This is a genomic window from Paenibacillus sp. BSR1-1 (assembly GCF_030403775.1).
Taxonomy (GTDB): Bacteria; Bacillota; Bacilli; order Bacillales; family Cytobacillaceae; genus Neobacillus.
This window is the reverse complement of sequence record NZ_JAQMWQ010000005.1, coordinates 36,581-63,398: the sequence shown is the minus strand read 5'-3', so window position 1 is coordinate 63,398 and position 26,818 is coordinate 36,581. Positions and strand designations below refer to the sequence as shown.

The 26,818-nt window shown below is 38.4% G+C and carries 32 protein-coding genes; 3 read left to right on the top strand and 29 right to left on the bottom strand.

Annotated elements, in window-relative coordinates; all coding sequences use genetic code 11:
- Positions 1-105 precede the first annotated feature (105 nt).
- A complete protein-coding gene (locus PH210_RS10310) occupies positions 106-2,181 on the bottom strand; it encodes a sigma-54 interaction domain-containing protein (RefSeq protein WP_289985127.1) in 2,076 nt (691 codons plus the stop codon).
- A 182-nt stretch (positions 2,182-2,363) separates the two neighbouring features.
- Here PH210_RS10310 and PH210_RS10305 point away from each other — a divergent pair, with 182 nt between their 5' ends.
- Positions 2,364-2,597 (top strand): DUF2627 domain-containing protein, encoded by a 234-nt coding sequence (locus PH210_RS10305; RefSeq protein ID WP_223591486.1) that lies wholly within the window; start codon positions 2,364-2,366, stop codon positions 2,595-2,597.
- A gap of 13 nt (positions 2,598-2,610) precedes the next feature.
- Here the strand turns inward: PH210_RS10305 and PH210_RS10300 are convergent, their stop codons facing one another.
- Positions 2,611-3,339, bottom strand: a complete 729-nt coding sequence (locus tag PH210_RS10300) for a glycerophosphodiester phosphodiesterase (RefSeq protein WP_289985124.1) — start codon at positions 3,337-3,339, stop codon at positions 2,611-2,613.
- A 37-nt stretch (positions 3,340-3,376) separates the two neighbouring features.
- On the opposite strand from PH210_RS10300, the gene PH210_RS10295 reads away from it, so the two are divergent.
- A complete protein-coding gene (locus PH210_RS10295) occupies positions 3,377-3,517 on the top strand; it encodes a YycC family protein (protein ID WP_223591484.1) in 141 nt (46 codons plus the stop codon).
- A 69-nt stretch (positions 3,518-3,586) separates the two neighbouring features.
- On the opposite strand, the gene spo0A is transcribed toward PH210_RS10295, so the two are convergent.
- From spo0A to spoIIIAA, 22 genes are all read right to left on the bottom strand, one after another.
- Positions 3,587-4,381, bottom strand: coding sequence for a sporulation transcription factor Spo0A (gene spo0A, locus PH210_RS10290; RefSeq protein WP_289985122.1), 795 nt, complete (start codon positions 4,379-4,381; stop codon positions 3,587-3,589).
- A gap of 285 nt (positions 4,382-4,666) precedes the next feature.
- Positions 4,667-5,956, bottom strand: a complete 1,290-nt coding sequence (gene spoIVB, locus PH210_RS10285; protein WP_289985120.1) for a SpoIVB peptidase — start codon at positions 5,954-5,956, stop codon at positions 4,667-4,669.
- A 119-nt stretch (positions 5,957-6,075) separates the two neighbouring features.
- Complete coding sequence (gene recN, locus PH210_RS10280; RefSeq protein ID WP_289985118.1) at positions 6,076-7,764, bottom strand: DNA repair protein RecN; 1,689 nt, start codon at positions 7,762-7,764, stop codon at positions 6,076-6,078.
- 15 nt (positions 7,765-7,779) lie between these two features.
- On the bottom strand, positions 7,780-8,229 hold the full coding sequence (ahrC, locus tag PH210_RS10275; protein ID WP_223591477.1) for a transcriptional regulator AhrC/ArgR: 450 nt from the start codon (positions 8,227-8,229) through the stop codon (positions 7,780-7,782).
- Positions 8,230-8,381: 152 nt separating this feature from the next.
- Positions 8,382-9,212, bottom strand: coding sequence for a TlyA family RNA methyltransferase (locus tag PH210_RS10270; RefSeq protein ID WP_289985115.1), 831 nt, complete (start codon positions 9,210-9,212; stop codon positions 8,382-8,384).
- A 3-nt stretch (positions 9,213-9,215) separates the two neighbouring features.
- Positions 9,216-11,111, bottom strand: coding sequence for a 1-deoxy-D-xylulose-5-phosphate synthase (gene dxs, locus PH210_RS10265; RefSeq protein WP_289985113.1), 1,896 nt, complete (start codon positions 11,109-11,111; stop codon positions 9,216-9,218).
- A gap of 132 nt (positions 11,112-11,243) precedes the next feature.
- On the bottom strand, positions 11,244-12,137 hold the full coding sequence (locus PH210_RS10260; protein WP_289985111.1) for a polyprenyl synthetase family protein: 894 nt from the start codon (positions 12,135-12,137) through the stop codon (positions 11,244-11,246).
- Positions 12,138-12,139: 2 nt separating this feature from the next.
- Positions 12,140-12,373, bottom strand: coding sequence for an exodeoxyribonuclease VII small subunit (locus PH210_RS10255; protein WP_289985110.1), 234 nt, complete (start codon positions 12,371-12,373; stop codon positions 12,140-12,142).
- Positions 12,363-13,721: an exodeoxyribonuclease VII large subunit gene (xseA, locus tag PH210_RS10250; RefSeq protein WP_289985109.1), complete on the bottom strand. Its 1,359-nt coding sequence runs from the start codon at positions 13,719-13,721 to the stop codon at positions 12,363-12,365. Before xseA ends, PH210_RS10255 begins: the two co-directional genes overlap by 11 nt.
- 120 nt (positions 13,722-13,841) lie before the next feature.
- Positions 13,842-14,699, bottom strand: a complete 858-nt coding sequence (gene folD / locus PH210_RS10245) for a bifunctional methylenetetrahydrofolate dehydrogenase/methenyltetrahydrofolate cyclohydrolase FolD (protein ID WP_289985108.1) — start codon at positions 14,697-14,699, stop codon at positions 13,842-13,844.
- Positions 14,700-14,735: 36 nt separating this feature from the next.
- Positions 14,736-15,134 (bottom strand): transcription antitermination factor NusB, encoded by a 399-nt coding sequence (gene nusB / locus PH210_RS10240; protein WP_289985107.1) that lies wholly within the window; start codon positions 15,132-15,134, stop codon positions 14,736-14,738.
- Between the two features lie 213 nt (positions 15,135-15,347).
- Positions 15,348-15,755 carry an Asp23/Gls24 family envelope stress response protein gene (locus tag PH210_RS10235; RefSeq protein WP_289985105.1) on the bottom strand — a complete coding sequence of 136 codons (408 nt, stop codon included), beginning with the start codon at positions 15,753-15,755 and terminating at the stop codon, positions 15,348-15,350.
- Between the two features lie 18 nt (positions 15,756-15,773).
- Positions 15,774-17,129, bottom strand: coding sequence for an acetyl-CoA carboxylase biotin carboxylase subunit (gene accC, locus PH210_RS10230; RefSeq protein WP_289985103.1), 1,356 nt, complete (start codon positions 17,127-17,129; stop codon positions 15,774-15,776).
- Positions 17,130-17,143: 14 nt separating this feature from the next.
- Positions 17,144-17,653, bottom strand: a complete 510-nt coding sequence (accB, locus tag PH210_RS10225; RefSeq protein WP_289985102.1) for an acetyl-CoA carboxylase biotin carboxyl carrier protein — start codon at positions 17,651-17,653, stop codon at positions 17,144-17,146.
- 200 nt (positions 17,654-17,853) lie between these two features.
- Entirely contained in the window at positions 17,854-18,414 is a 561-nt protein-coding gene (locus PH210_RS10220; protein ID WP_289985100.1) for a SpoIIIAH-like family protein, read from the bottom strand.
- Positions 18,415-18,430: 16 nt separating this feature from the next.
- The gene (gene spoIIIAG, locus PH210_RS10215; RefSeq protein WP_289985098.1) at positions 18,431-19,081 is read right to left on the bottom strand and encodes a stage III sporulation protein AG; all 651 of its coding nucleotides are present in this window, start codon (positions 19,079-19,081) and stop codon (positions 18,431-18,433) included.
- A complete protein-coding gene (gene spoIIIAF, locus PH210_RS10210) occupies positions 19,074-19,703 on the bottom strand; it encodes a stage III sporulation protein AF (RefSeq protein WP_289985095.1) in 630 nt (209 codons plus the stop codon). Before spoIIIAF ends, spoIIIAG begins: the two co-directional genes overlap by 8 nt.
- A 16-nt stretch (positions 19,704-19,719) precedes the next feature.
- Positions 19,720-20,919, bottom strand: coding sequence for a stage III sporulation protein AE (gene spoIIIAE / locus PH210_RS10205; protein ID WP_289985094.1), 1,200 nt, complete (start codon positions 20,917-20,919; stop codon positions 19,720-19,722).
- A gap of 13 nt (positions 20,920-20,932) precedes the next feature.
- Positions 20,933-21,322, bottom strand: a complete 390-nt coding sequence (gene spoIIIAD, locus PH210_RS10200) for a stage III sporulation protein AD (RefSeq protein ID WP_289985496.1) — start codon at positions 21,320-21,322, stop codon at positions 20,933-20,935.
- Between the two features lie 16 nt (positions 21,323-21,338).
- Entirely contained in the window at positions 21,339-21,542 is a 204-nt protein-coding gene (spoIIIAC, locus tag PH210_RS10195) for a stage III sporulation protein AC (protein WP_007084610.1), read from the bottom strand.
- An 11-nt stretch (positions 21,543-21,553) separates the two neighbouring features.
- The gene (spoIIIAB, locus tag PH210_RS10190) at positions 21,554-22,069 is read right to left on the bottom strand and encodes a stage III sporulation protein SpoIIIAB (protein WP_223591453.1); all 516 of its coding nucleotides are present in this window, start codon (positions 22,067-22,069) and stop codon (positions 21,554-21,556) included.
- Positions 22,070-22,993 (bottom strand): stage III sporulation protein AA, encoded by a 924-nt coding sequence (gene spoIIIAA / locus PH210_RS10185; RefSeq protein WP_289985076.1) that lies wholly within the window; start codon positions 22,991-22,993, stop codon positions 22,070-22,072.
- 173 nt (positions 22,994-23,166) lie between these two features.
- Here spoIIIAA and PH210_RS10180 point away from each other — a divergent pair, with 173 nt between their 5' ends.
- Positions 23,167-23,832 (top strand): SIMPL domain-containing protein, encoded by a 666-nt coding sequence (locus tag PH210_RS10180; RefSeq protein WP_289985075.1) that lies wholly within the window; start codon positions 23,167-23,169, stop codon positions 23,830-23,832.
- A gap of 142 nt (positions 23,833-23,974) precedes the next feature.
- Here the strand turns inward: PH210_RS10180 and PH210_RS10175 are convergent, their stop codons facing one another.
- The 5 genes from PH210_RS10175 to PH210_RS10155 are packed head-to-tail and all read right to left on the bottom strand — an operon-like array spanning position 23,975 to position 26,803.
- Positions 23,975-24,484 (bottom strand): TlpA family protein disulfide reductase, encoded by a 510-nt coding sequence (locus PH210_RS10175; RefSeq protein ID WP_289985074.1) that lies wholly within the window; start codon positions 24,482-24,484, stop codon positions 23,975-23,977.
- Positions 24,485-24,512: 28 nt separating this feature from the next.
- Positions 24,513-24,644, bottom strand: coding sequence for a CcmD family protein (locus PH210_RS10170; protein ID WP_223591446.1), 132 nt, complete (start codon positions 24,642-24,644; stop codon positions 24,513-24,515).
- A gap of 12 nt (positions 24,645-24,656) precedes the next feature.
- A complete protein-coding gene (locus PH210_RS10165; protein WP_289985073.1) occupies positions 24,657-25,418 on the bottom strand; it encodes a cytochrome c biogenesis protein in 762 nt (253 codons plus the stop codon).
- Positions 25,419-25,421: 3 nt separating this feature from the next.
- Complete coding sequence (locus PH210_RS10160; RefSeq protein ID WP_289985072.1) at positions 25,422-26,102, bottom strand: heme exporter protein CcmB; 681 nt, start codon at positions 26,100-26,102, stop codon at positions 25,422-25,424.
- Positions 26,099-26,803: an ABC transporter ATP-binding protein gene (locus PH210_RS10155; protein ID WP_289985070.1), complete on the bottom strand. Its 705-nt coding sequence runs from the start codon at positions 26,801-26,803 to the stop codon at positions 26,099-26,101. The genes PH210_RS10160 and PH210_RS10155 overlap by 4 nt, the downstream gene beginning before the upstream one ends.
- Between the last annotated feature and the right edge of the window lie 15 nt (positions 26,804-26,818).

The window sequence follows — 26,818 nt, the reverse complement described above, 5'->3', positions numbered from 1 at the left end:
TTCCACTCCGATATATTACATTGCAAGTTCTATGCCAAACTAAAATGCAATGAAAACGCTTTATTTTCAAATTTACTACACGCAAAAAATTTCACACTATGAAATTTATTGCGTGATATTTTTTTCAAGGTTATATTTTTCCAGTTTATAATATAAATTCCTTACAGACAAACCAAGGGTTTTAGCTGTTAATGTTTTATTGCCCTTTAATCGGCTTAGTGTTTGCTGAATAATATTCGCTTCATATTCTTCCATCATTTCGGAAAGTGTACGATCTAATGTAAAGGATTCACTTTTGTTTGTTGAATTTAGTTCTTGGCCTGATTTTTTATTTTTTAATTCAGGCAAGTGATGGACATCGATTAAGGTTTCATAATAATTCATAAAAATAATCGCTCTGCCAAGAATATTTTCCAATTCTCTTACATTGCCAGGCCAATCATACCCCATCAACTGCAACAAGGCTGCTTGGGTAACCCCTTCAACATTTCGTCCGTAATCTCGATTAATCTTTTGAATCAACCTTTCACATAATAACGGAATTTCATCTTTGCGTTTTCGTAAGGGAGGAATGTGGATAGGCATGCGATTTAAACGATAATATAAGTCTTCCCTAAACGTTCCTTTAGCAATACCCTTTTCAAGATTGACATTTGTCGCTGCAATAATCCTAACATTGATCGTGATTGGTTTTGTTCCACCCACACGGATGATTTCATTTTCCTGTAATACCCTAAGCAGCTTTGCCTGAGTATTGGCGGAAAGTTCGCCGATTTCATCGAGAAATATACTCCCATTATTTGCTTCCTCAAAAAAGCCAGTCTTTCCCCCTCTTATTGCACCAGAAAAAGCACCTTCTTCGTAGCCGAACATTTCGCTTTCAAGCAAGGATTCCGATATAGCAGCACAATTAACCCGGATAAATTTGTTATATTTACGATCGCTGGCATTATGTATAGCATGGGCAAATAACTCTTTTCCCGTTCCTGACTCACCCCGAAGAAGGACTGTGGCAGGAGTTTTGGCTCCAAGCTTTGCCTGTTCGATTGCCAAGGTCATTTCGTCCGATTTTCCGATGATATCCTCAAATGTGTATTTTGCCTCCAGCTTCCGTATCAACTGTCTAGCACGGCTCAGCTCTCTGCTGAGCGATTTCATTTCAGACATATCATGGATAACGCCGACACTTCCCTTTAATTTCCCCTTTACGATAATTGGCGCTACATTAACGATTACTTCTTTTTTGTTCGGCCCAACTCGCATCGCTACGCCACGAACTGCCCTTCTTGTTTGCAGAACCTTCATATGCATACTTTCACCTTCAGAGATATCAGTGGTTGCCGGCTGGCCGATTACCTGTTCTTGTGTAAGCCCAGTTATTCGGGTATAGGCAGGATTTATCAGGAGTCCCCGTCCATTTTCATCCACAACCGAAATCGCATCATCACTTGAGTGGATTATTGCTTGCAGCATCGTTTGTATTTCTTTAAGATCCGTGATTTCTTCTGCAAGATTTACAACCTCTGTAATGTCTTTAAAAACAGCGAAAGCCCCAATTAATGTTCCATTTTCCTCAATAATCGGAATTCGCGTGGTAATAATTTTTCTACCATTCCTTAAGATCATTTCTTGGTTAGACTCAATCCTTCTGGTTTCGAGGATATGCGGCAGACGACTATGCGGGATAACTTCAACAACAAATTTCCCAATTGCCTCATCTTTCTTGACGCCCATTATTTCTTCTGCCTGTTTATTAAATAAAATGACCTTTCCATATTTATCAATGACGACCATCCCATCATTTGTAGCGTTAAAAATTAATTCTTGTTGATAGGATTCATTCTGGTGCTTTTCAATAAGCTCTTCTTTTTCTTCCATCAGCCTTGCCACGAGGAAGGCAACGCTGCCTGGTATTAGAACTGTTTTTTTATTTTTGGTGTCCCGGATTTCTTGAAAAACTTCATCATTGCCTGTAACTTCAATAATGATATCTATGTTTTCGTTTAGAAATGACTGCCAGCATGTTCCTGTTTTAATACCTTCTTCTTGCGCTATTTTTATACCCGGGGCATCCAAATTCCGATCAACAACGGCATGAAGGTTTAGCATTTCTGATTCCTTTAATATTTTCAAAATTGCTGTACCGCCCTTACCGGCTCCTACAATCATGACATTTTGCATTTTTCCCACCCTTTCATATTAAGAAAATCTTTTCATTCCTTACAGGAAAAATATGCAACTTTTTTCAGTATCTATTTTATTACCAAACACTAATCTTGACAAATTTCAGCTATGTAATAATATTTTCATGAGTTATAATTTAGATGTGCTTATTTAAATAACAATTTGGAAGGATTACGTTCATGAGCAGGATTATTGCCCTTATTATAGTATTGATCCCTGGTGTTTTGGCGGCAGTTGGAATAAAATTAATGCGAGATATGACCTTCGGGATTCTTCAAGCACCATTTCCTAAATTATGGCTTCAATTTCTCGTTGGATTAGTCTTTTTCATTGGAGGTCTTGGTTTTGTTGCTGGATTCATCCTCCATCGCGACCGAAAAAGAAATAAGGTACAAACAAAATTTAAAAAATAAAAAAAGAGGCCAGTTATGGTCTCTTTTCATATTGTTTCCTTATACGTAAAGCTTTTACTGGGTCATCGGTTATAAAAGCAGTACAATTAATATTAAAGAACCGGTGCATATCCGCATCCTTATTAACAGTATAGGGCCGAACTGCAATCCCATTTTGCATTGTATTGATAAAAATGTTATCTGACATGGAAGAATGCTTTGGATGAATCCCTTTTGCCCTAATGGCTTGAGAGTATATCCACGGCATATAAATTCCTTCAATAAACAAAGGGGCCGTTTCAATTTCAGGGGCTAAACGATAACTTTGAACAATACTATAGTGATTAAACGATGAAATGATAATTCTATCTGATAGACCATATTTCCGAACAAGCTTAATAACCTTTTCTTCCATGCCTTCATAGGGAATCAGGCCATTCTTTAATTCAATATTACAAATTAGTTTGTTCGTTTTAAGCCATTCTAGCACTTCCGCTAAAGAAGGAATCGCTTCCTTTTTAAGACCATTTTTATTGGCGTTAAATTTTCTAATTTCTTTATATAAAAAATCCTTAACAAAACCTTTTCCCGTCGTGGTTCGATCAACTTTTTCATCATGGATGACGACAATTTCACCATCTTTTGTTAATTGAACATCCAGTTCTAAGCCGTCTGCACCTGCTTTTTCTGCTTCAATAAAGGCACCCATTGTATTTTCAGCAAATAAAGCGGAGTAACCACGGTGCGCGAAAATTTGTGTCAATTTTTTCACATCCCTACTAAAAATATGGAGGATTCTAATGAAACCATTACAATTATCACCTGATACCGCCCTAAAGCTTGCACAGAAATTAAATATTCCTCTTGAACAGCTTATGCACATGCCACAGCATATTCTCATTCAAAAGCTAATGGAAATGGAAAAGGATAAGAATAATTAACAAATAAAAGCAAAAAAGCCTTCATTTCTCCAAAAAATGAAGGCTTTTTAATTTAATTTACTCTTCCTTTCAAGAGGCCTTATGCTCTAAGCGAAGTTTATCAGCAACCATGGCGATAAATTCAGAATTCGTTGGCTTCGCCTTTGACATACTGACAGTATATCCGAACAATGAAGAGATAGAGTCGATATTGCCGCGGCTCCAAGCCACTTCAATGGCATGTCGGATCGCACGTTCTACGCGGCTGGCAGTTGTATTATATTTCTTTGCGATGTCTGGGTATAAAACCTTAGTAATCGAGCCAAGCAGCTCGATATCGTTATAAACCATCGAAATCGCTTCCCTTAAATATAAATAACCTTTAATATGGGCGGGTACTCCGATTTCATGGATGATGCTCGTAATGCTGGCATCAAGATTTTTGGGTTTTTGTTCGGATTGGGAACGATAATTTGTTGCCGGAGCCTTGCGTGTGGTAAATAAATTACTGTTGCCGCTAACTTGTCTTATGTGACTGCCTAAATTTTCCATATCAAAAGGTTTAAGGATAAAGTAAGAGGCCCCAAGTTCTACTGCTTTTTTGGTTACATCCTCTTGACCAAATGCAGTCAGCATAATAACGTTTGGCAGGACACCTTTTTTCAGTTCACGAAGACGTCCTAAAACCGCTAAACCATCAAGATGCGGCATGATAATATCTAAAACGAGAACATCAGGATCTGTATTACTTAACATTTCTAAACATTCCTGACCATTATGAGCAATACCTACTACTTCCATATCATCCTGGGACGAAATATAGTCCTCTAATAATCCAACGAGTTCCCTATTGTCATCAACGACACATACTTTTATTTTTTTCAACTCCGGTTCCTCCTTAACTCGACTCATTAATCTCTATTTCAGTTTCAATCCTTATTCTCAGTAAGCTCTTAATTCTATTCTAAATTAGAAATTCGACAATGCAACAAAAAATCCTCTCATTTTTTTAATATTTCTTAAATTAGTGATAAAATCTTATCTTTTCTTTGTTTTCCTCGTTCTTTCGACGAAAATCGCATTTTTTCCAATTTATAACTGCTATTTGTCGAAAAAACTTTAAATAAGAAAAGAAGCAAAATAGGGAATTTTACCTATTTTGCTCAATTATCAACTCGCTTTATTTTTTGGCATATCATATATGTTAATTCCAGCTTCATTTAGCATCCATTCAATATGAACCCCATAACCTGAGGTTGGATCATTAACAAAAACATGTGTCACTGCTCCGACAAGCTTACCATCCTGAATAATCGGACTTCCGCTCATTCCTTGAACGATTCCTCCCGTTTTTTCAAGCAGCTTTGGGTCGGTTACTTTAATGACCATGCCTTTTGTAGCCGGAAACTTTTGCGGGATTGTGCTGACAATTTCAATATCAAATTCTTCAACTTTGTCATTATTTACAACTGTTAAAATTTTTGCTGGCCCTTCTTTTACTTGATGGGATAAAGCAATTGGCAATGGTTTATCTAACACACCATTTTTTAAATCCTTATTTAATTCACCAAAAATTCCAAATGGGCTATTCTTAGTAATATTTCCGACAATTTCTCGGTCCGAAGAGAAACGCGCAAGCTTTTCACCCGGATCTCCATTACTTCCTTTTTCAATTGATGTTACTGTTGACCTTACAATTTGACCATCTTCTACAACAATCGGCTTTTTCGTATCCATATCTGAAATGACATGGCCAAGCGCACCATATTTTTTGGATTGCGGATGAATAAAAGTCATCGTCCCAATCCCAGCAGCAGAATCTCTAATATACAATCCAAGCTTATAACTATTTTCCTCTTTATCCTTTAATGGAGTAAGTTTAGTCTTAAATTTACCGCTTTCTCGGCTAATCATCATATCTAATGCTTTGCCATCTTGTCCAGCAGCTTGTACGAATGGTGCTACATCTGTCATTTTTTCAATTTTATTTCCATTGATTTCTGTGATAATATCTCCAACTTTAATTCCTGCAATTTCACCTGGAGACTTTTTTCCATTTGTTGTGTTAACTAAGTGGTGGCCGACAACCAAAACTCCTACCGTATTCAATTTTACACCAATTGATTGACCGCCTGGGATGACACGAAAATCTTTTAAGACATGTACATCAACCTTTTTAATGGGGATACCGGCATATTCTAAAAGCATTTCATTTTTGCCTTTTTCAGAAGCCTTTACCGAAACCGAATGTTTTTCCTGTTCAAGTGTGATTGTGGAATTGTGAGAAACTAAAGAGGCTGAAACCGGAACAGCCTTTTGAAATGTGTAATCTTGTCCTTCAAAAACAGTGATTGTTTTAGGTACACTTAAATATTGTTGCAATGGCTGAAAAAAAATAAGGCTAATTAATGAAACAAGGAGAATTCCACCAATAATTTTTCTAATTATCTCTAACTTCAAACTTTTCACTCTCCTCGCTTCTAGTTACAACTTAAATGGCTACATCTATAATTTTGCCTCCTTGACAATCATTTATAACTTCGTTCTACATAAAAAAGCTACCCAGAATGGATAGCTTTTCAATTTTTTTTATTTATTTCAGCTAATTGCAATAATTCCTCGGCATGTTTTTTGGTTAAATCGGTTATTTCCACACCAGAAATCATCCGTCCGATCTCTTTTATTTTTTCTTCAATGTTCAATGGAGAGACGGAGGTTTTTGTTCTTCCTCCTTTAATGATCTTCGAAATAAATAAATGCGTATCCGCCATAGCCGCAACTTGAGGTAAATGAGAAATACATAAGACCTGGGAATTAGAAGCTACTTTATAAATTTTTTCGGCAATCGCCTGTGCAACTCTGCCACTAACACCCGTATCTACTTCATCAAAAATAATGGAAGTGACGCCTTGATGTTTAGAAAAAATACTTTTCAATGCAAGCATAATACGTGATAATTCTCCGCCAGAAGCAACCTTTGATAACGGTTTTAACGGTTCTCCCGGATTGGTACTGATATAAAATTGAACATGATCAACACCTGTTTTAGAAAAATGCTCGATATCAGGCTCAAAGCGAATCTCAAACACGGTTTTCGCCATGTATAATTCTTTCAATTCTTTATGTATTAATTTCGTCAGCTTTTCTGCCCATTTTTTACGAAGTTCAGTTAATTGCTTTGCTTCAAGGCTCAAATCCTTTTTAATGGAAGTTAATTCCTTTTCTAATTCCTCAATATGCGTTTCCTTGTTTTGCAACGTTTCAATCTCTTCTTCGATTTTAGCGGCATACTCCACTATTTCATTAATGTTTTTTCCGTATTTACGTTTTAATTGGTTGATTTCATTTAAACGATCTTCAATTTCATTTAACCTTTGAGGGTCAAACTCTAGTACGTCTAACTCATTTCTTAACGACCGGGCAGCATCCTCAAGCTGATAAAAGCTATTGGAGACCGATTCATAAATTTCTTTATAAGCATTATCGAGGGAAGCTGCATCTTCAAGATGCCCCATGACCAAACTAATCCAATCAAGTCCTTTATGTTCTCCGTTTAAGCCGTTGTAACTTGATTGTACAGCCGCAAATACCTTTTCGAAATTCCCCAGTCTCTTCTTTTCTTCATACAAATCTTCGTCTTCCTGGGGCTTTAAATTTGCTTTTTGGATTTCATCTAACTGAAATATGATTAAATCCAGACGATGAGCCGTTTGTTGATCATTATCACTTAAGGATTTAAGCTTTTGCCTAGTTTGTTCATATCGACGGAAAACTTCCTGATATTCTTCAAGTGAAGGCAGGATATCCTCTGTACCAAATTGATCGAGTAATGGTAAATGCCAGGTTTCATCCATTAATTCTTGGTGTTCATGTTGTCCGTGAATATCCACTAGGGCAGACCCGATTTCACGAAGTGTAGAAATGGTTACGAGCTTGCCATTTATCCTGCATACGCTTTTTCCGGTCTTTGCAATATCACGACGTAAAATGACCATTCCTTCTTCGATATCAATCCCGAACTCCATTGCTTTGAATATTACAGGATGTTGTGGATCATCTATTTGGAATAATCCTTCAATTTCTGCCCTTTCTTCTCCGTGGCGGACAAATTCCGCCGATCCCCTTCCGCCAACGAGGAGATGAATGGCATCAATGATAATAGACTTTCCAGCGCCTGTTTCTCCTGTCAATACGGTTAAACCTTTATTAAAAGAAATCGTTAAGTTTTCAATTATCGCGAAATTTTTAATTGATAATTCTGCTAACAAGGAACTCTCCCCCAATTAAAGCATGTCTAGGAACCGATTGGTTATTACTTCTGTATCCTCAGGTGTTCGGCAAATAATAAGCATCGTATCATCACCGCATATGGTTCCTAATATTTCGTCCCAATCCAAGTTATCGATGAGAGCACCAATAGCCATAGCATTTCCCGGCAGGCATTTCATGACTAGTAAATGTCCTGCAGAATCAATTCGAACAAATGCGTCTATTAATGATCTTTTTAGCTTTTGTAATGGATTAAATCGCTGGTCAGCCGGTAAGCTGTACTTATATCGCCCGTCACTTAGAGGCACCTTTACAAGGTGTAACTCTTTAATATCCCTGGAGACGGTCGCCTGAGTCACATTATAGCCTGCATTTTTTAGTTCATCGACTAAATCGTCCTGTGTTTCAATATCATTGGTGGCAATAATTTCTCTTATCTTTATATGTCGTTGTCCTTTATTCATCACTTTCACCTCGTAGTCGTTCAAACAACAGAGTATTTTGTTCTATTTTGTCGCTTCTACTCATATGTTAGCCCATTTTTCAATCCTTGTACATTTTTTTCTTAATAAATATGCAATGAAATACAAAAAAAGGGTAAGCGAACTTACCCTTTTTATTCTTGCTTTGTATGAAATTCGCTATGTGCATCCTTCACGACATCGGCTGGCAAAATCGGCAACGAGTTTACTCCCGCCTCTCTTTCACCTTCCCATTTCAGATGAAGAAGAAACTCAATGTTCCCATCTCCGCCAGTAATAGGTGAATAAGACAAGTTCATAATTGTAAACCCTTGTTGAATAGAAAAATGAATAATTTTATCAATCACTTGAAGGTGAACTTTTTCATCCCTTACAATGCCCTTTTTGCCCACTTGCTCCCTGCCGGCCTCAAATTGCGGCTTAATAAGGGCAATTATGTCACTCCCTGGTACTAAGAGTGTTTTTAGTACAGGCAGAATTAAAGTTAATGATATAAATGAAACATCAATGGAGGCAAAATTCGGCATTTCTCCGTTCAAATCAGTTGGTGTAACATAGCGAAAATTTGTTCTTTCCATGACAACAACCCTATCATCTTGGCGCAGCTTCCAGGCAAGCTGATTATAGCCAACATCAAGGGCATACGACATTTTCGCTCCATTTTGCAGGGCACAATCCGTAAATCCCCCAGTGGAAGCCCCTATGTCTAATAGAACCTTTCCCTGAATATTTACCTCAAAGGATTTTAATGCCTTTTCGAGCTTTAATCCTCCTCGGCTGACATATGGCAGCATATTGCCTTTAATATTAAGCGGGATATCCGTTTTAACTTTTTCACCTGGCTTATCCAAGCGCTCTTCGTTTGTATAAACCAAACCAGCCATTATCGCCCTTTTCGCTTTTTCACGTGTTTCAATTAATCCCCGTTCCACAAGTAAAACATCTAAACGTTCTTTATTTTTCATTTTTTAAGCCCTTTGTTGTTTTTTTCGTGCAAGAATGGAAATTCGTTTAACTACTTCCTCTGTTGTCAGGCCAATTTCATCAAGAAGTGCACCTACATCACCATGTTCAATAAATTGATCAGGGATACCTAATCTGTCTATTTGTGAATGATAAAAGCCATTTGTCTGGGCATACTCAAGAACAGCACTTCCAAATCCACCTTGCAACACTGCTTCCTCAATTGTAAGAATCGGCATATTTTTTTCTAAGAGATTATTAAGCATTTTTTCATCCAAAGGCTTAATAAAGCGGGCATTAACAATTCTCACAGAAATCCCTTGTTTCTCAAGGCGCTGAGCTGCTTCTAATGCCATTGGAATAGTCGTACCAAAGGTTAAGATCGCAGCATCTTCCCCCTCTTTGAGTACTTCCCATGTACCAATCGGAATACTGTGCAAATCCGTATCCAATGGCACACCAAGTCCATTTCCGCGGGGAAATCTTAAGGCTATTGGACCTTCATCATATTTCAAGGCCGTATAAACCATATGCTGCCCTTCATTTTCATCCTTCGGCATCATTAACACAATATTAGGAACATGCCGTAAGAAAGCAATATCAAATACGCCTTGATGTGTTTCACCATCTGCACCTACCAAGCCAGCTCGATCAATTCCGATAAACACATTTAAGTTTTGCCGGCAAATATCATGAACCACTTGATCATAGGCCCTTTGCAGAAAAGTTGAATAAATGGCTAAAAAAGGCTTCATGTTTTGAGTAGCTAGTCCTGCAGCAACTGTTGCAGCATGTTGTTCCGCGATCCCTACATCATACATTCGGTCAGGGAACTCGCTTGCAAAACCTTCAAGCTTGGAACCCACTGGCATCGCTGGAGTTATAGCAACAATGCGTTCATCCTCACGGGCAAGCCTTCGAACCGTCTCACTTATCAGGCTGCTCCAGGCTGGCGGTTGTTTTTTATCAGGTTTAACAAAAGCACCCGTATCCATCTTATACGGACCCGTCCCATGCCATGTTCCGGTTTTATCGCTTTCAGCAGGTTGAAAGCCTTTGCCCTTTTTCGTAATCACATGTATAAGTACTGGGCCTTCTGTTTTTTTAGCATAGCTAAGGTTTTCAAATAAGTCATCAAAGTTATGACCATCAATTGGGCCTAAATAAGTAAAACCAAGCTCTTCAAAAAACATGCCAGAAACAAATAAATATTTTAGGCTGTCTTTTACTCTCTCAGCCGTTGCAGCCAATTTCCCTCCAACAGCAGGGACCTTCTTTAATAAGACTTCTAACTCATCTTTTACCCATTGATATTTTCCTGCTGTCCTTAATTGACCAAGGATATTATGCAGGGCACCTACATTCGGCGCAATCGACATTTCATTATCGTTTAAAATCACGATCATATCTTTCTTCTCGTGACCAATATGATTTAAGGCTTCTAAAGCCATACCTCCGGTTAAGGCACCATCACCAATAACAGGAACAACGAACGATTTTTCCTTTTTTAAATCTCTGGCAATCGCCATTCCCATTGCAGCAGAAAGAGAAGTGGAACTATGTCCCGTTTCCCATACATCATGCTCACTCTCAATTCGTTTTGGAAAACCGCAAAGGCCCTTGAACTTTCTTAATGTATCGAACTCACAAGCTCTTCCCGTTAATATTTTGTGGACATAGGATTGATGGCCTACATCCCAAATAATTTTATCGGTTGGGCTGTCAAAGCATTTATGTAAGGCAATGGTTAATTCTACTACACCTAAATTAGGTCCAATATGGCCTCCAGTTACAGATAGCTTTTCAATCAAGAATTGGCGAATTTCCTGACTTAAAGCCTCTAGTTGTTTGTTTGACATCCTTTTTAAAAAGGATGGGTCTTTTATTGATAACAGATCCATTTTTGGACCACTCACTTTCATACTTTATCATTCTAAAAAAAGCCGCTAACACGAAAGTGATAACGGCATGAGAACGTTTCTACATTGAAAACAATTATAACACACTTATTTCATTGCCTCAAATAGCCCTTCTTAATGGTCTCTTGAAGCGACTAAATCCGTTAATTCCATTAGTAAATTCGTATCTAAACCTGTCTTTTCCAAATAATCCTTTGACAGTTTTATTTGCCTATGTAAAGCATCTCTAGCCCCATCTAAAGATAATAATTTTGGGTACGTACTTTTTTGATTCGTCTTGTCACTTCCAACAGGCTTTCCAATTAAATGTTCATTTCCGACCACATCCAGGATATCATCCTGAATTTGAAATGCAAGACCAAGATGATGGGCAAACGCTGATAAATTTTCTATCTGACTTTGAGTGGCACCAGCGATAATGGCACCAGCCAGAACACAATATTTCAACAGTTTCCCAGTTTTATGAATATGAATATATTCCAATTCCTCAAGGGAAAGAGCTTTCCCTTCTCCCTCCATATCTGCTACTTGACCGCCTACCATTCCTTCCGTCCCTGCAGCCTTTGCCATTTCTATCGTTAACTTTAGTTTTGTCTCAGGGCTGGCATATTCATTTGGAATTTTACCAACAACCTCAAAACTATAGGTTAGTAACGCATCTCCAGCCAGAATTGCGATTGCGTCTCCAAACACTTTATGGTTGGTCGGTTTCCCTCTTCGAAGATCGTCATTATCCATACTGGGAAGGTCATCATGGATTAAAGAGTAAGTATGTATCATTTCAATTGCTGCAGCTGCTAGAAGGCCGTTTCTTGGGTCCAACCCAAACGCATCCAAGGTTGCGAATAATAATAAGGGACGTATTCTTTTTCCGCCTGCTTCAAGGGAATAGGTCATTGATTCCTTGATGATAGAGGGTGCATCGAGTTCTTCAACCAGAGATTTAAGTTCATTCTCAAGGAGCTGTTTATAATCTTGTGAAAATGTGTGAAGTAAACCGGTTTCCAAGTCTATTCCTCCTCAGCAACGGAAAAATTCTCCGTGCGTCCATCCTCCGTAATAATTTGCGTCAGCTGTTCTTCTACGCTTTTTAATTTATCATGACAAAGTTTGGATAATTCCATACCTTCTTTATAGAAGATAATCGCTTCCTCTAAAGGAACATCCCCTTCTTCAAGTTTATCAACGATTTGTTCGAGCTTCGTCATCGCATCTTCAAAGGATAATTTGTTTTCATTCGGCACTTTTTTCGCTCTCCTTTATGTTCTCCACTTTACAGTATACACTGCCATCTGTTAATTGAATCTGTACTTGTTCATTCACCTTTACCTGGCTGACACTTTTGACCAGACGATTTTCTGCTGAATAAGCTAAACTGTACCCGCGTTCCATTATTTTCAACGGACTTAATGCTTGCAATGTTGATACTAAACGATCAAAATCTGTTTGTTTTTTTGATAAAATTTTGTGCATTGCACGGTCCATGTCTTTTTGTGTTCGGTCAAAACTTTTTTGGGCTGCGGCTAAGGCTTCGCTCGGGTGATTTCTCAGCAAACGTTTATGAAGAAGGTCATGTTGTCCCTTTTTAATCAAAGTCAAGCGAGAACTTCCACGGACAAGCAATTCAGTCAGTTTATCAACCTGCTCCAATTTTTGTTCATATAATCGATGAGGATAGCGGAAAGCATACGATTTTTGCACTCTGTTTAATCGTTCCTTTTCGAACCGAAATTTTTCCTGCATCGCCCTAAGCAGCCTTGTTTGCCGCTGAAGGACCCTTTCCATTAGTTCCTCAATATGGGGAACAGCAAGTTCAGCCGCACCGGTTGGAGTCGGCGCCCTTAGATCCGCTACAAAATCGGCTATCGTAAAATCCGTTTCGTGTCCAACTGCTGAAATAATTGGAATCCGCGATTGATGAATCGCCCGTGCTACCAGTTCCTCGTTAAAAGCCCATAACTCCTCAATTGATCCACCGCCTCGGCCAACAATCAATACATCAATTTCGTTCATGGTATTTGCTTTTTCAATTTGTCTGGCGATGGACGGGGCTGCATTCTCACCCTGCACAAGTGCAGGAAAGACAAGAATATTAGCAATGGGATACCGTCTTTTAATTGTTGTAATAACATCCCTTATTGCTGCCCCGGTTGGAGATGTGATGATTCCTACCGTTTTAGGAAATAAAGGAAGGGCTTTTTTAGTTTCAAGAGCAAATAAGCCTTCTGCCTCCAGCCGTTGTTTTAATTGCTCAAAAGCCAAAAATAATTCTCCAATTCCGTCCGGCTGCATTTCTTTTATATAAATTTGATATTGACCGCCTGGCTCGTATACGGTGATGTCACCTTTGACTATCACTTTCATTCCGTTTTCAGGCGAAAACTTCATAAACCTTGAATGACCAGAGAACATAACTGCAAGTATGCGGGCTTTTTCGTCTTTTAAGGTAAAATACATATGTCCACTCGAATGCTGTTTAAAGTTCGAAATTTCTCCTCTTACATGGATATCACGTAAATGAGGGTCCGCATCAAATTTTCTTTTTATGTATTTGGTTAATGCATTAACTGATAAATATCGTTCTTCCTGCATGGCCGCTCCTTTTTTTATAGGAAGGTATTTATATTGACTTTGAAAATTGTCCAGCTACAGCGCGCTTCCGCTTTTCTAATAATAAAACTGTCCTTATCGACGATAAGGACAAGATCCTGCTTAAAACCCTCCGATACTTTCAGAAGCCGATTTTAAGGTATTATACATAAGCATTGTAATCGTCATCGGACCTACTCCCTTTGGAACTGGAGTAATATAGCCGGCTTTATCGCTAACCTCATCAAAAGCTACATCACCACAAAGCTTGCCTGCCTCATTACGATTAATTCCGACATCGATGACTACAGCGCCTTCTTTTACATGATCAACTTTGATAAAATTCGGAATTCCCACAGCAGCAATTAAAATATCTGCCTGCCTTGTATGTACCGCTAAATCTTTTGTTTTGGAGTGACAATACGTTACAGTTGCATTTTTATTTAGGAGAAGCTGTCCTACCGGCTTGCCCACAATATTACTTCTTCCAACAACAACCACATGTTTTCCTTCTAATTGGACACCTGTTTCTTCAAGCAGGACTATGATACCGTAAGGAGTACATGGTAGAAAGGCATTCTGGCCAGTCATCATTCTGCCAATATTTATCGGATGAAAGCCATCAACATCTTTTAATGGAGAAATCGACTCAATTACACGTGTTTCATCAATATGTTTTGGGAGTGGAAGTTGAACTAATATTCCATGGATGGAAGGATCTGCGTTCAACTCTTCAATTTTTGCTAAAAGTTCCTCTTCAGAAACTTCTTCTGGCATCGTAATTAAAAGGGAGTACATACCAAGCTCTTCACATGTTTTTTGTTTGCTCCTTACATATGTCTTGGAAGCATCGTTATTTCCAACAAGAATAACGGATAATCCCGGGGTGACTCCCTCGCTTTTAAGTTTTTGAACCTCTTCAGCAATTTCTAATCGTTTCTTTGCAGCAATTTCTTTTCCATTAATAATTTCAGCGGTCATTTCCTTCTCTCCCTTACCCTAGAGAAAACCCAGTAATTAATCGTTTAGAATTTTTTCTTTTACCTTTGAAAGAACACCGTTAATAAATTTGCTTGATTGGTCATCTCCGAAAATTTTTGCAATTTCTATGGCTTCATCTAAAATAACTTTTTCCGGTACTTCAGAACGATAAAACATTAGTTCACATACTGCAATTCTTAGTAAGTTTCGATCAACTGTTGCCAGCCGGTCCATAGACCATTTTTCAAGGTTTTCAATAATTAATTTATCAATTTCAGCTTTGTGTTCTACCACACCTAAAACAAGCTTTGATAAATACTGGTCGCCTTCCTCTCCTTCCAAAACATGTTCAATAGCTGATGCTGGTTCAGTATTGCTTACATCAATTTGAAAAAGCGCCTGCAACGCTTTTTCCCTGGCTGTTCTTCTTTTCATTATACCTTTATCTCCTTTAGGGATATTAAGTAAATTTTGTCTATTTTATATACAAGATATAGTATTAAGGTAATCGTGAAACCTTACACATAAAATGATAATAGCATAACTAAAAACGATTCGCACATTTACAAAGACAATTTTCTAATTTGCAACCGCTTTTATTTAAAAAAAATGAAAACCAAAGGAATTAGCTCCTTTGGTTTTTCCATTTTATACTTCTGAATCGATTTCAGGCTCGATTTTTTGTGTTTCAAATTGAATGCCGACAACATGGATGTTAACTTCTTCCGCATCCAATGCCGTCATATTTAGCAGTGCCTGACGAATATTATCTTGGATTTCCCCAGCAACCGTTGGAATAGAAACGCCAAATTTCATTAAACAATAGACATCTACTTTTATTCCTGTTTCGGTTAGTTCCACTTTAACGCCTTTACCATGGTTTTTCTTCCCAAGGCGCTCGACTACACCTGTTGCAAAATTACCACGCATGCCTGCAACACCTTCGACTTCGGCTGCGGCAATACCAGCAATAACTTCAATTACTTCAGGAGCAATCTCAATTTTCCCAAGACCGTTATTACCTTGTTCCATTTCCAAGATGCTAAATTCGCTCATCAAAAACACCTCCAGATTTTAGACTGATTTCATCACATCATGCAATTCTAAGAACTTCGTATTAAACTGGCCTTCTACGAATTTATCGTGCTCAAGAAGTTTTAAATGAAACGGAATGGTTGTTTTGATACCTTCCACAACAAATTCACTTAAAGCACGCTTCATTCTTGAAATTGCCTCTTCCCTGCTGCTTCCATATGTGATAACTTTCGCAATCATCGAATCGTAGTATGGTGGAATTGTATATCCTGGGTACGCTGCTGAGTCAATCCGAACACCCAGCCCGCCAGGAGGTAAGTACATTTTGATTTTTCCAGCGGAAGGGAGAAAATTCTTCTCCGGATTCTCTGCATTAATCCGACATTCAATTGCCCAGCCTGTAAAGGTGACATCCTGTTGTTTTAAGGAGAGCTTTTCGCCATTTGCAACACGAATTTGCTCTTTAATTAGGTCGATTCCCGTGACCATTTCGGTAACAGGGTGCTCTACCTGAATCCTAGTGTTCATCTCCATAAAATAAAACTTTCGATTGCGATAGTCATAAATAAATTCTACCGTGCCTGCACCTGAATAATCAACTGCTTTCGCCGCTTTAACAGCCGCATTTCCCATTTCTGTGCGAATTTCGCCATCTAATGCTGGTGAAGGAGTTTCTTCGAGAAGTTTTTGTAGTCTCCGTTGGATGGAACAATCCCGTTCTCCTAAATGAATCGTGTTTCCATAATTATCAGCTAACACCTGTATCTCAACATGGCGGAAATCCTCAATATATTTTTCAATATAAACACCTGGATTCCCGAATGCTGTTAATGCTTCTTGCTGAGTAATATTGATTCCTTTAATTAATTCCTGCTCATTTTTAGCAACGCGGATGCCTTTACCGCCTCCGCCGGCAGTTGCTTTAATAATGACTGGATATTCTATCTTTTTCACAAGCTCAAGGGCTTCATCAATATTATTAATGATGCCTGTTGACCCAGGGACAATTGGGACACCTGCTTCCCGCATCGTTTCCCTTGCGATATCCTTGGTTCCCATTTTATTAATGGCCTCTGGACTTGGTCCAACAAAGGTGATATTGCATTCCCTGCATAACTCTGCGAAATCTGCATTTTCGGCTAAGAATCCATATCCTGGATGAATGGCATCACAAGCGGTTAACTTTGCAACACTAATAATATTTGTAACGTTTAAATAACTGTCTTTTGATGAAGTTGGTCCAATACAGTAGGCTTCATCGGCAAGCTGTACATGTAATGCTTCACGGTCTGCTTCAGAAAATACGGCAACTGATTCAATTCCCATTTCCCGGCAGGCTCTAATAATCCTAACTGCAATTTCTCCTCTGTTTGCAATTAACAGTTTTTTAATCATCCTGTTATCGCTCCTTATTCAGGCTTTACTAAAAATAAAGGCTGTCCGTATTCTACTAATTGGCCATTCTTAACAAGAACTTCTACAATTTCTCCATTTACTTCCGCTTCAATTTCGTTAAATAATTTCATTGCTTCAACGATACAAACAATGGAATCCTTAGAAACTTTAGATCCTGCTTTTACATAGACATCAGCATCTGGTGTTGGCGAAGCATAAAATGTTCCCACCATCGGCGAAGTGATCTTATGTAAGTTAGCTGTATCAGCTTGAGAAGGTACTTCCACTTTTGGTGCTTCCTGTTTGACTTCCTCTACTGCAGCTGCAGGTGCAACTGGGATTGGTTGAATAGGTGCAGCTGCCACTGGAGCAGCGGCATGTGGAAATGGTTGTACAGCCGTTACCACTTGAGCCCCATTCTTTTTCATTTTAATTTTTGAACCGTCAATTTCATATACAAATTCATCAATGCTAGACTGGTCAACTAATTTAATCAATTCACGAATTTCTTGTACTTTTAACATTATGTAACACCCCTTGTACTACTTTTAATTAGGACTTACTACTAATACTATACGATATTACCTCATAAAAGTTCAATAATCTATACCTGAAGGCAGGAGAATTTTGAGAGAATATATCAATTCAAAATATTATTTTCTCCTTAAAAAGTTAAATTAAACCATTTAAAAAGGAAAGTCTTTGACTTTCCTTTTTGTGCAAGCTATTTAGCTGGCTGGAAGGTTACAGCTACGAAATTAGTATCACCAATTTCTTTTTTCACTTCTTTAATAATTTTATTGGCCTCAGCAGCACTATGTTTCTTCTTAGATTTAACGGTTACGTTAACTTTTTCACCATTTGCTCTGACAAGGACATCATCATAGCCCATTGCTTTAATAAGGGTTTCGAGAATTTCTTCTTGTTGAGCTGTCTGCGTTAATTTATCCATTTGATCTTTTGCTTTGCTCCGTTCGTCAGGAGTTAGATCAGTAGAGGCAAGGGTTGCTGTTAGCTTTTCCTTCTCCTCACTTCGTGCATCTTCAAGCTTCATACGTAATTCTTCAAAGGCCGCATCCCCTGCAATTGAGGAAACAACTGTTTTTCCATCCTTTGCCTGGGTCTTCGTTTTTGCCTGTTTTTGGTCCATTTGGTCTTTAGGATTTTGTTGCACAGCTGCGAGATCATTGCTTTTTTGTTCCGGTGAAGTAATGTAATACACCGATAATACGACTACTAAGCTCAACATTGTTAATAACCAAACCGTTTGTTTTTTCAAAAGCATTATTAAAATCCCCCTTTTATTTTTTAGGCATAACAGCAACTCTATAGCTCGGAACTCCTAAGACACGTGTTACTGCTTCGACAATCCATTTTTTTACTTGAATATTATCTGCACCCTTTGCAACTACCAAGACACCGCGAATGTCGGGTTTCTTTGTTTCTACAACAATCGGAACCTCTTTATCTCCGTTCCTGATAATCACGAGCTGTTCATCTGAAGAGGTTTCCTGAACCTTTCGCTGTCCGCCTTCACGATCTGTTTCGTCGGTGGTTTGCGTTTTTGAAACCTTATTTTTTTCAAGCACCTTTTTATCTGTAGAATCTATATTTACAACAACGGTGACATCATCAACACCTAACATTTCCTTCAGTGCTTTCTCTAGCTGAGTTTCGTATTTCTCTTCATATTCAGCTATTGCTTTATTACCTGAACTCTTTTTTATCCCAAATGCAGGCACATCACTTGTTCCGCCCTTATCACTAGTTGTTGCAGGTACATTAGAAGAATTGGAGCCCGTTTTAAAGATGACATTGCCTGCCAGCATAAAGGCTGCTCCGATACAAAGGACAAGAAGCATATATTGATATTTCCCTGGTTTCTTTTCAGATTTCCCATCAAGTTTGAGCCATTTTTTCAAGATTGATAATGGTCCTTTATTATTATCCATTCTTTTTATTGATCCCCCCTTCAATCGAAACTTCAACTGTTTTTTCTTTTACATTCCATTTTTGCGATAGAAATGCGGCTATTTGCTCTGTTTCTTCTGTTGATTTTTTTGATGGAAGAGGTGTTTCTGTGTTAATTTCGATTTGTTTAATCGCTTCGACTGTCTTCACTTTTGTTTCTGGCTGTTTCAGAAGAACCATAACCTTTTGGAGGTTTTCAGGGAATGCTAGATCACTTTCTTCGTTTATGGCGATATCGATATTTGCTATCTCCAATCCGTATTGTTCCATCAACTCCTCTTTAACGTCCTTTTTGAGTCGGACAGCCATTTCTTCTAAAATATATGCATGTTGGGAGGCTTGTATTTCTTTTTTCTTTAAATCTATTGAATTTTTCATATTTTTTTCTCCAGGGGCTTGATATGAAGGGATTGAACCAATAGCTGTTTCGAAGTCCTTAGAGATTAATTTGAAGATTGGGGTTAAAATAATGGCAATTAACAGCAATCCGGTTACCATCTTCGTATATTTTTGCATACTTGAATTTGGAAGGAGCATATCGATTACTGTTGCTAAAAGAATAAAAAGAATAATATTTGTTACCCATTCTTTCAAAAAGTCCATTGCTAAGATCTCCCTCCTATCTCATCATCATCGTTAAATTTCCGGCCGCGACAATGACAGTAATACTTAAAAAGAACATAAGGGATACAATGCCAAGGGCGGCGAAGACGTAAATCACGCTTTTGCTTATAATGTCCAGACATTTTATGACCGGCCCTCCCCCGATTGGCTGAAGGATAGCGGCAGCAAACTTATAAATGAAGGCAATCATTAAGATTTTAATAGCCGGAAAAGCGACAATGATTAAAAGGATGGCTACCCCAGCAATGCCAACCGTATTTTTTAACAGTACGGACGCACTAACGACGGTGTCTGTTGCGTCCGTGAACATTCTGCCGATAACAGGAATGAAATTCCCTGTCACGAATTTAGCTGTTCTAATGGTTACCCCATCCGTTACTGCTGCTGATGCACCTTGTACAGAGATAACGCCAAGAAATACGGTTAGAAATAGCCCCATTAACCCGATGCTCCAGTTTCTTAATAGAGCCGCCAATTGTGACACTTTGTATTGCTCTGACATTGTACTGACGATGCTGAGCAAAGTGGCTAAAAATAGGAGCGGCAGAATAATATATTGCATGAATACTCCGCTCATATTCATTAAGAAAAGAATAACTGGATGAAAGAAGGCAGCTGAGATGAGTCCACCGGACGCGGCAATTAAAGCCAGCAGCAATGGGACGAGCGCTAGTATAAAGGAAATCATAGTCCCTATTGCTTCATTGGTGTAATTAATAGCAATATGAAAGCTATTTAAGGCGAGTATAACAAGTACCATGTAAACGATAGAATAAGCAACCTTACTTATGGCACTTTGTTCAAACGCATTTTGCATGGATTGAAGAAACATGCTAAAAATGGTCAGCATGATTAAAGATCCAAGTAATTTACCGTTTGCAACAAATTCATGGAAGGCAAACTTTAGTACCCCCTGCCCCCATTGTTTAAAAGAGAACTTTTTTTCACCGCTTACAAAGTCATACAAGCTTCCCTTTTGGCTTTCTGGCAGGAAACCGCCATATTTATTGGAAATATCCTCCCAATATTGTTTAAGTTCTGTTAAATCCAAGGATTTAAGCTGTTCGTCAACCAATGCCTGAGGTGAAATTGGAGCAGCTGGGTCTTTAGATTCTTCGGCAGCTTGTACACTTGGAATAAATAAAAAGGAGAATAAGAGAACGATAATGGGAATAATCTGCAGCCTAGCCTTCAATTTTTACACCTCATTAGCTCGGAATTAGTTTGATTATTGTTTCGATCAGTACCGTCAGAATCGGTATCGCCATGGCAAGTATGATAATTTTTCCTGCTAATTCAATCTTTGATGCCAGCGCCCCCTGCCCAGCATCCTTGGTGATTTGCGTAGCAAATTCAGCAATATAGGCAATGCCAATTATTTTTAGAATGGTTTCAACATAAACCAAGTTTACCTTTGCATTGACGGCCAATTTTTCGAGCATATGAATAATTTCATAAATTTTATCTACTAAAAAAAGGAAAATGGTACAACCAACAAAGACGATTAATAGGAAGGCAAAATTAGGTTTTTGTTCCTTTACAATTAAAGCCAGAAAGGTTGCAACTAGAGCTACGCCGATAATTTTTATGATTTCAATGGCAGAGCCCTCCCTTCTATTGAAACAAAAATACTGATTTTATTTTCTGGAAGAGATCATCGACTATTGAAGCTACCTGAAATAAAATGTAAATAAACCCAAATAGGGTAACCCATTGTGCATATTCCTTTTTTCCAACCTGATCAAGAACTGTATGCAAAAATGCAACGACTATCCCCACTCCAGCTATTTTAAAAATAATATCCACTTCTAAGCCCATTGCTTTTCCCCCTAAAATAATAGAATGATCAGTAATAATCCCGATAAGAACCCGAGACTCTTTACCATTTTTTCGTATTTTGCCTGTGCTTGAATCGCGTCAGCTTCTTCTCTTTCCAAATGGGAAAGAGTCAGTAATATATGTTTCTGTTGGGAAAAGCGATCATGACGGCCAAGGGTTTCCCCAAATTGCTTCATAATTTCAAATTCTCCCTGCTTTAAAGCCGTTGACTTCCATATCTCTTTTAAGCTGGTTTCCCAAGCCTCTTTTACTGTTGTTTCCGTATCCGTTAATCTCTTGGCAAAACTATCAAAGAAAGAGGATAGTGGTTTTGACAGCTGGACGGCCAATCTTCTTGCTGCTTCATGTAATGGTGTATGGCTGTACATAATTTCAGCCTCAAGAGATTGCAAAGCAGACCTTAGTGCACGAAGCTGCTTAGGCCGTTCACTAAAATGCCGGGCCGCCTCAAATCCAATGACAGTGGTTGCAACAATTATAAAGATGGCTCCAATAAGCTTAACCATTTATGTCACACTCACTTTTTGTTTCATTTCTTTGCCTGTTTCATCTAATATTTGGGTAATGGTACCAGGACCACTTTTTCGGCTAAGAACAACAAATCGCTCGAAAATTTTTTGATCAAGGATTTCCCTTAAGGAAGGTCTGCTCCTTATTTCCTCCAAGCTCGTCCCATGTGTTGTCATTATGAGTTTTATTCCCGCGTGAACAGCCTCCTGAATGGCTTCAGCATCCTCTTTCCTGCCAATTTCATCCACAACGAGGACTTCCGGACTCATCGAGCGAATCATCATCATCATTCCCTCTGCCTTTGGACAAGCATCTAAAACGTCTACCCGGTGGCCAAAGGTCAGCTGCGGCACTCCATTTACACATCCGGCAATTTCACTGCGTTCATCTACTATCCCTACCTTATTAGACTCAATGCCTTTCACTCTATCCCCTGCAGAGATAATTCTTGCAATATCACGAAGCAAGGTTGTTTTTCCCGTTTGAGGCGGGCCGATAATCATGGTGTGCTTCCAGCTTCCGTTAAACAGATACGGAATCATCGGGTCTGCAATCCCAATCTTTTCTCTGGCGATCCGAATGTTAAAAGAAGCGATGTCTCTGATTGCCTTCACTTTTTCGTCTTCAAGAATAACTTTGCCGGCAAGACCGATTCTGTGTCCGCCTGAAACGGTTATATACCCTCGTTTAAGTTCCTCTTCAAGGGTATAGATGGAGAATTGACTAATTTTATTCATTAGATGGAAGGCATCATCGGGCTGGATGATATATGAAAGGAATTTTGGTGTACCCTTCATCGTTATTTCAATTGGCCGGTCGATACGAATCCGTATTTCTTCCAAGTTTTCTTTTTGATCAGAGGGGATTTGTTTAATTAGGCCGGCGATATTTTTAGGTAAAAAGTTTAGGATCGTTTCCACAAAAAGCTTCCTCCTCTTAAATGCCTGTCTCATTAATTAAAATGTATGCCTGCTAAGACACATTATGACTTTCAAATCTGTCAAAATATGTTTTCAATCTATTAATAAGCGGAACCTTTATAAAGGGGTATCGTATTTTATAGGAAAGAGAAAAGCTTTTGGAGGGGAGATATGTGTACTATTACCATCCATCGATTCGTAACGGTTTTCCAAGAGTTGGGGAATCTTTAATCAAAGTGAATGGCGAAGGAGAATTAGCGGTACAACCGGATTCAGCTTCGGTAAACTTAGGGGTCATAACGGAAGAAAAGGAGCTAATAACCTCGCAGCAGCAAAATTCTCAGGTATCTACAAAGGTAATCAATGCTTTAGTATCGCAAGGAGTCAGTAAAAATCAGATCCAAACCTTCGATTACCGTATTGAATCAGATTATGATTACGAACAGGGAAAACAAATATTCCGCGGATATAAAATCACTCATATACTCCAAGTGAAGATAGACGATTTATCGAAAATCGGAAAAGTAGTGGATACAGCAGTCCAAAACGGAGTTAATTATGTCTCTAATGTTCAGTTTAAAGTAAAAAATAAAGATGCCTATTACCAGCAAGCACTGAATCTTGCGCTGGCCAATGCAATCCAAAAAGCAGAAACGATTGCCGGCTCTTTAAATGTGACATTAATACAAACTCCTAGCCTAGTCGTTGAGGGGGGGGCACCGGTCCAACCTTTTTCCTATCAGCCTGAAATCATGGTTAAAAGCATGACTGCTACTCAAATTGAACCGGGACAAATTATTGTAAGGGCCAATATATTGGCCGAATTTCATTACACATAAGAAAAACGTAAGCGCCTTGGTCAGCCCCGACAAGAAACCTCGAGGGGCTAGGCGCTGGTGCTGGACAGTCTCGAAGTCGAAATTTATACTTTCCATTAAAAAAAGGATTGAGCCCAAGCTAAATGGTTCAATCCTTTTTTTATTATTTGTCGTATTTCTTAACCCAATTATATAACTGCATTTCGGTTACCGGGCCGTTATAATGTTCTCTAATAATTCCCTGCTTATCAATAACAAATGTTTCAGGCTGCCCTGTAACATTATATAATTTGGAAATTTTAGCATTATAATCAAATAGATAGGTCATTCCCTCTTGATTTTTTTTCGTAACCTTATTGATTCTATCCATCGTTTCTCCACGGTTTATCATGATTAATGGATACTTTTTGCCATAATCTTTTTGAAAGGCCGCCAGCTCTGGAAATTCTTGCTTACAAGGGGCACACCAGCTGGCAAAATAATTCAATATAACCACTTCGCCCTTATAATCTGTGAGTTTTGTTTTGCTGCCATCCAAATTGGGTAATTCGAAATTATAAGCCTTATCTCCCACATCTGTATGTTTGCCCTTCGTTACTAAACTATAACCAAAAAAGCCAAACATCCCTACGATGAGAATCATTACGAGCAATTTGCCAACTCGTTTGTTCATCGGACTTCCTCCTGACGCGGATCAACATTTATTTATCGAGCTGCTTTAAGAATTCGATTTCCTTCTTAAGCTTGTCATGACGTTTTCCAATGATAAACATATAACTAAAAATGATTACCCAAGCAACGGAATACGCACCTAACATATATTCATAATTCATGATTCATTCCTCCTATTTATCCAATGTTTCTCTTAATTTTTCTTTATACTGATCCACTTTAATTTTCATATTTTCAAACGAAACACCTTTATGAAGAAGATAAGAATAAAGAATCGTAAAGGCCGTGATGGTAACAAGCAGTGCAACTAACATCGTATCCTCAATACCTCCGCCCTTTTGGGACGGCCCTTCACCAAACACAATTGGATGGAATTTTGTCTGCCACCAGCGAATCGCGAAGAAAACAATCGGGACATCTGCAAACCCAATGATGCCAAAAACGGCAGCAAGACGAGCCTTTTTATCCCAAACACCATCCATTTGACGGATCATAATATAGGCAACGTAAATAAAGAAAAGAATTAAGGTCGTAATCAACCGTGGTTCCCATACCCACCAAGTATTCCATGCGGACCTTGCCCAGATCGGACCTGTGGTTAATACGATGATGGTGAAGACTACACCAATTTCAGCAGAAACATATGCGTAGGTATCAAATATTCTTTTCCGTTTGATTAAAAACAAAATACTAAACACAAAGGTTACAAAAAAGGTTAGAAAAGCCAGCCATGCTGAACTCACATGGAAATAAAAGATTTTTTGAGCAGCGCGCATGGTTGATTCTTCGGCAGCAAAAATAAAGATAAAATAAAGTGAAACCAGCATGGAAATGGCGGATGCACCAAACAATACTTTTGATAGATTCTCCCCCCTGGTTTCAGTCAGGCCTGAACCAGGAAGCACCGCTTTCTCTCGTTCGAGATTTATACTCATCACTTAAACCTCCAGCACATAATCGATTAATAAGAAACAAACTACAAAAAAAATCACATCGTAAGCAGAAACCAATTGAATCCAAGCAATTGCACTTGGGAGTTTTTCCATATTGGTTAAAATAATTTTTGTTGCTTGAACAACACCAATTAAAATAGGAGTTGTAATGGGAAATAACAATAACGGCAGCAGCATTTCACTGCTTTTTGAATTGGCTGCGAGGGCTGCTAAGAACGTACCAATGGCGATAAACCCAAAACTCCCTAAGAAAATGACTAAAATAAAATATGGAAGGCTTCCAAAAAACTTAAAATCGAATAATAGAAATAAAAACGGAATCGAAACAAGTTCGACTACAAGAATCATAGAGAAATTCGCCAGGAATTTTCCAAAATATATACTCGCAGCCTCCATTGGTGCTGCCAATAAGCCTTGCATGGTATCATTTCGCTGTTCCGATATAAATGACCGATTAAGTCCTAATATTCCTGCAAACACAATAATGACCCATATAACTCCGGGAATAACTGCTTTTGTTGTGTTATTAGCCGGATCAAAAGCAAAACTGAATACGACAATAACAAGTCCTGCAAAGATAATTTGCGTAACTAGAATTTGTTTTGTTTTTAGTTCTGAATATAAATCCTTTTTAGCAAGAAGGAGAGCTGTACGAAATAAATTCATGATACCCCCTCCATCTGCATTTCATATTTTTCTGAAACAAGCTCTAAATTACGATTCTTAATTTTAAAATCATCGACAATTTTTCCGTTTTTCACAATGATAATTCGGTCACAAATTTCAGCGGCTTGTTTGAAATCGTGAGTAACCATTAACGTAGTAGAGCCCTTTTCTTTCATCGAAAGGATGACATTATTTAAGATTGATATAGCGCCTTGATCCAAACCAGTATGGGGCTCATCTAAAAGGAGAACCTCAGGGTCATGGACAATTGCCCTTGCAATCGCAATTCTTTGAATCATTCCCCGAGAGAAGTTCTTAACCGGTTCATTTAAGAAAAAAGATAGCCCAACGTCCTTCACAAGCTTCATCGCTCTTTGTTCTACATCCCGCACTCCATATACATTTCCGAAGAATACAAGATTTTCTAATGGAGAGTAGTGATCATAAAGCAAACTGGAATGGGGTAAATAACCTAAAATTTTTTTTATTTCAATATGGTTCTTTTTAAGATCTAAACCATTTATTCTGACAATACCTGATGTCGGTTTAATTAGAGTTGCCAGCACCTTAAGTAAGGTACTTTTACCAGCACCATTAGGTCCAAGGATGGCGACCGTTTCCCCTTTTTTTACCTGGAGGTCTACACCACGTAAGATTTTTTTATTATTGGCTTGCTTCGTCAAATTTTTTATATCTATCATTCGCGTTCCCTCCCC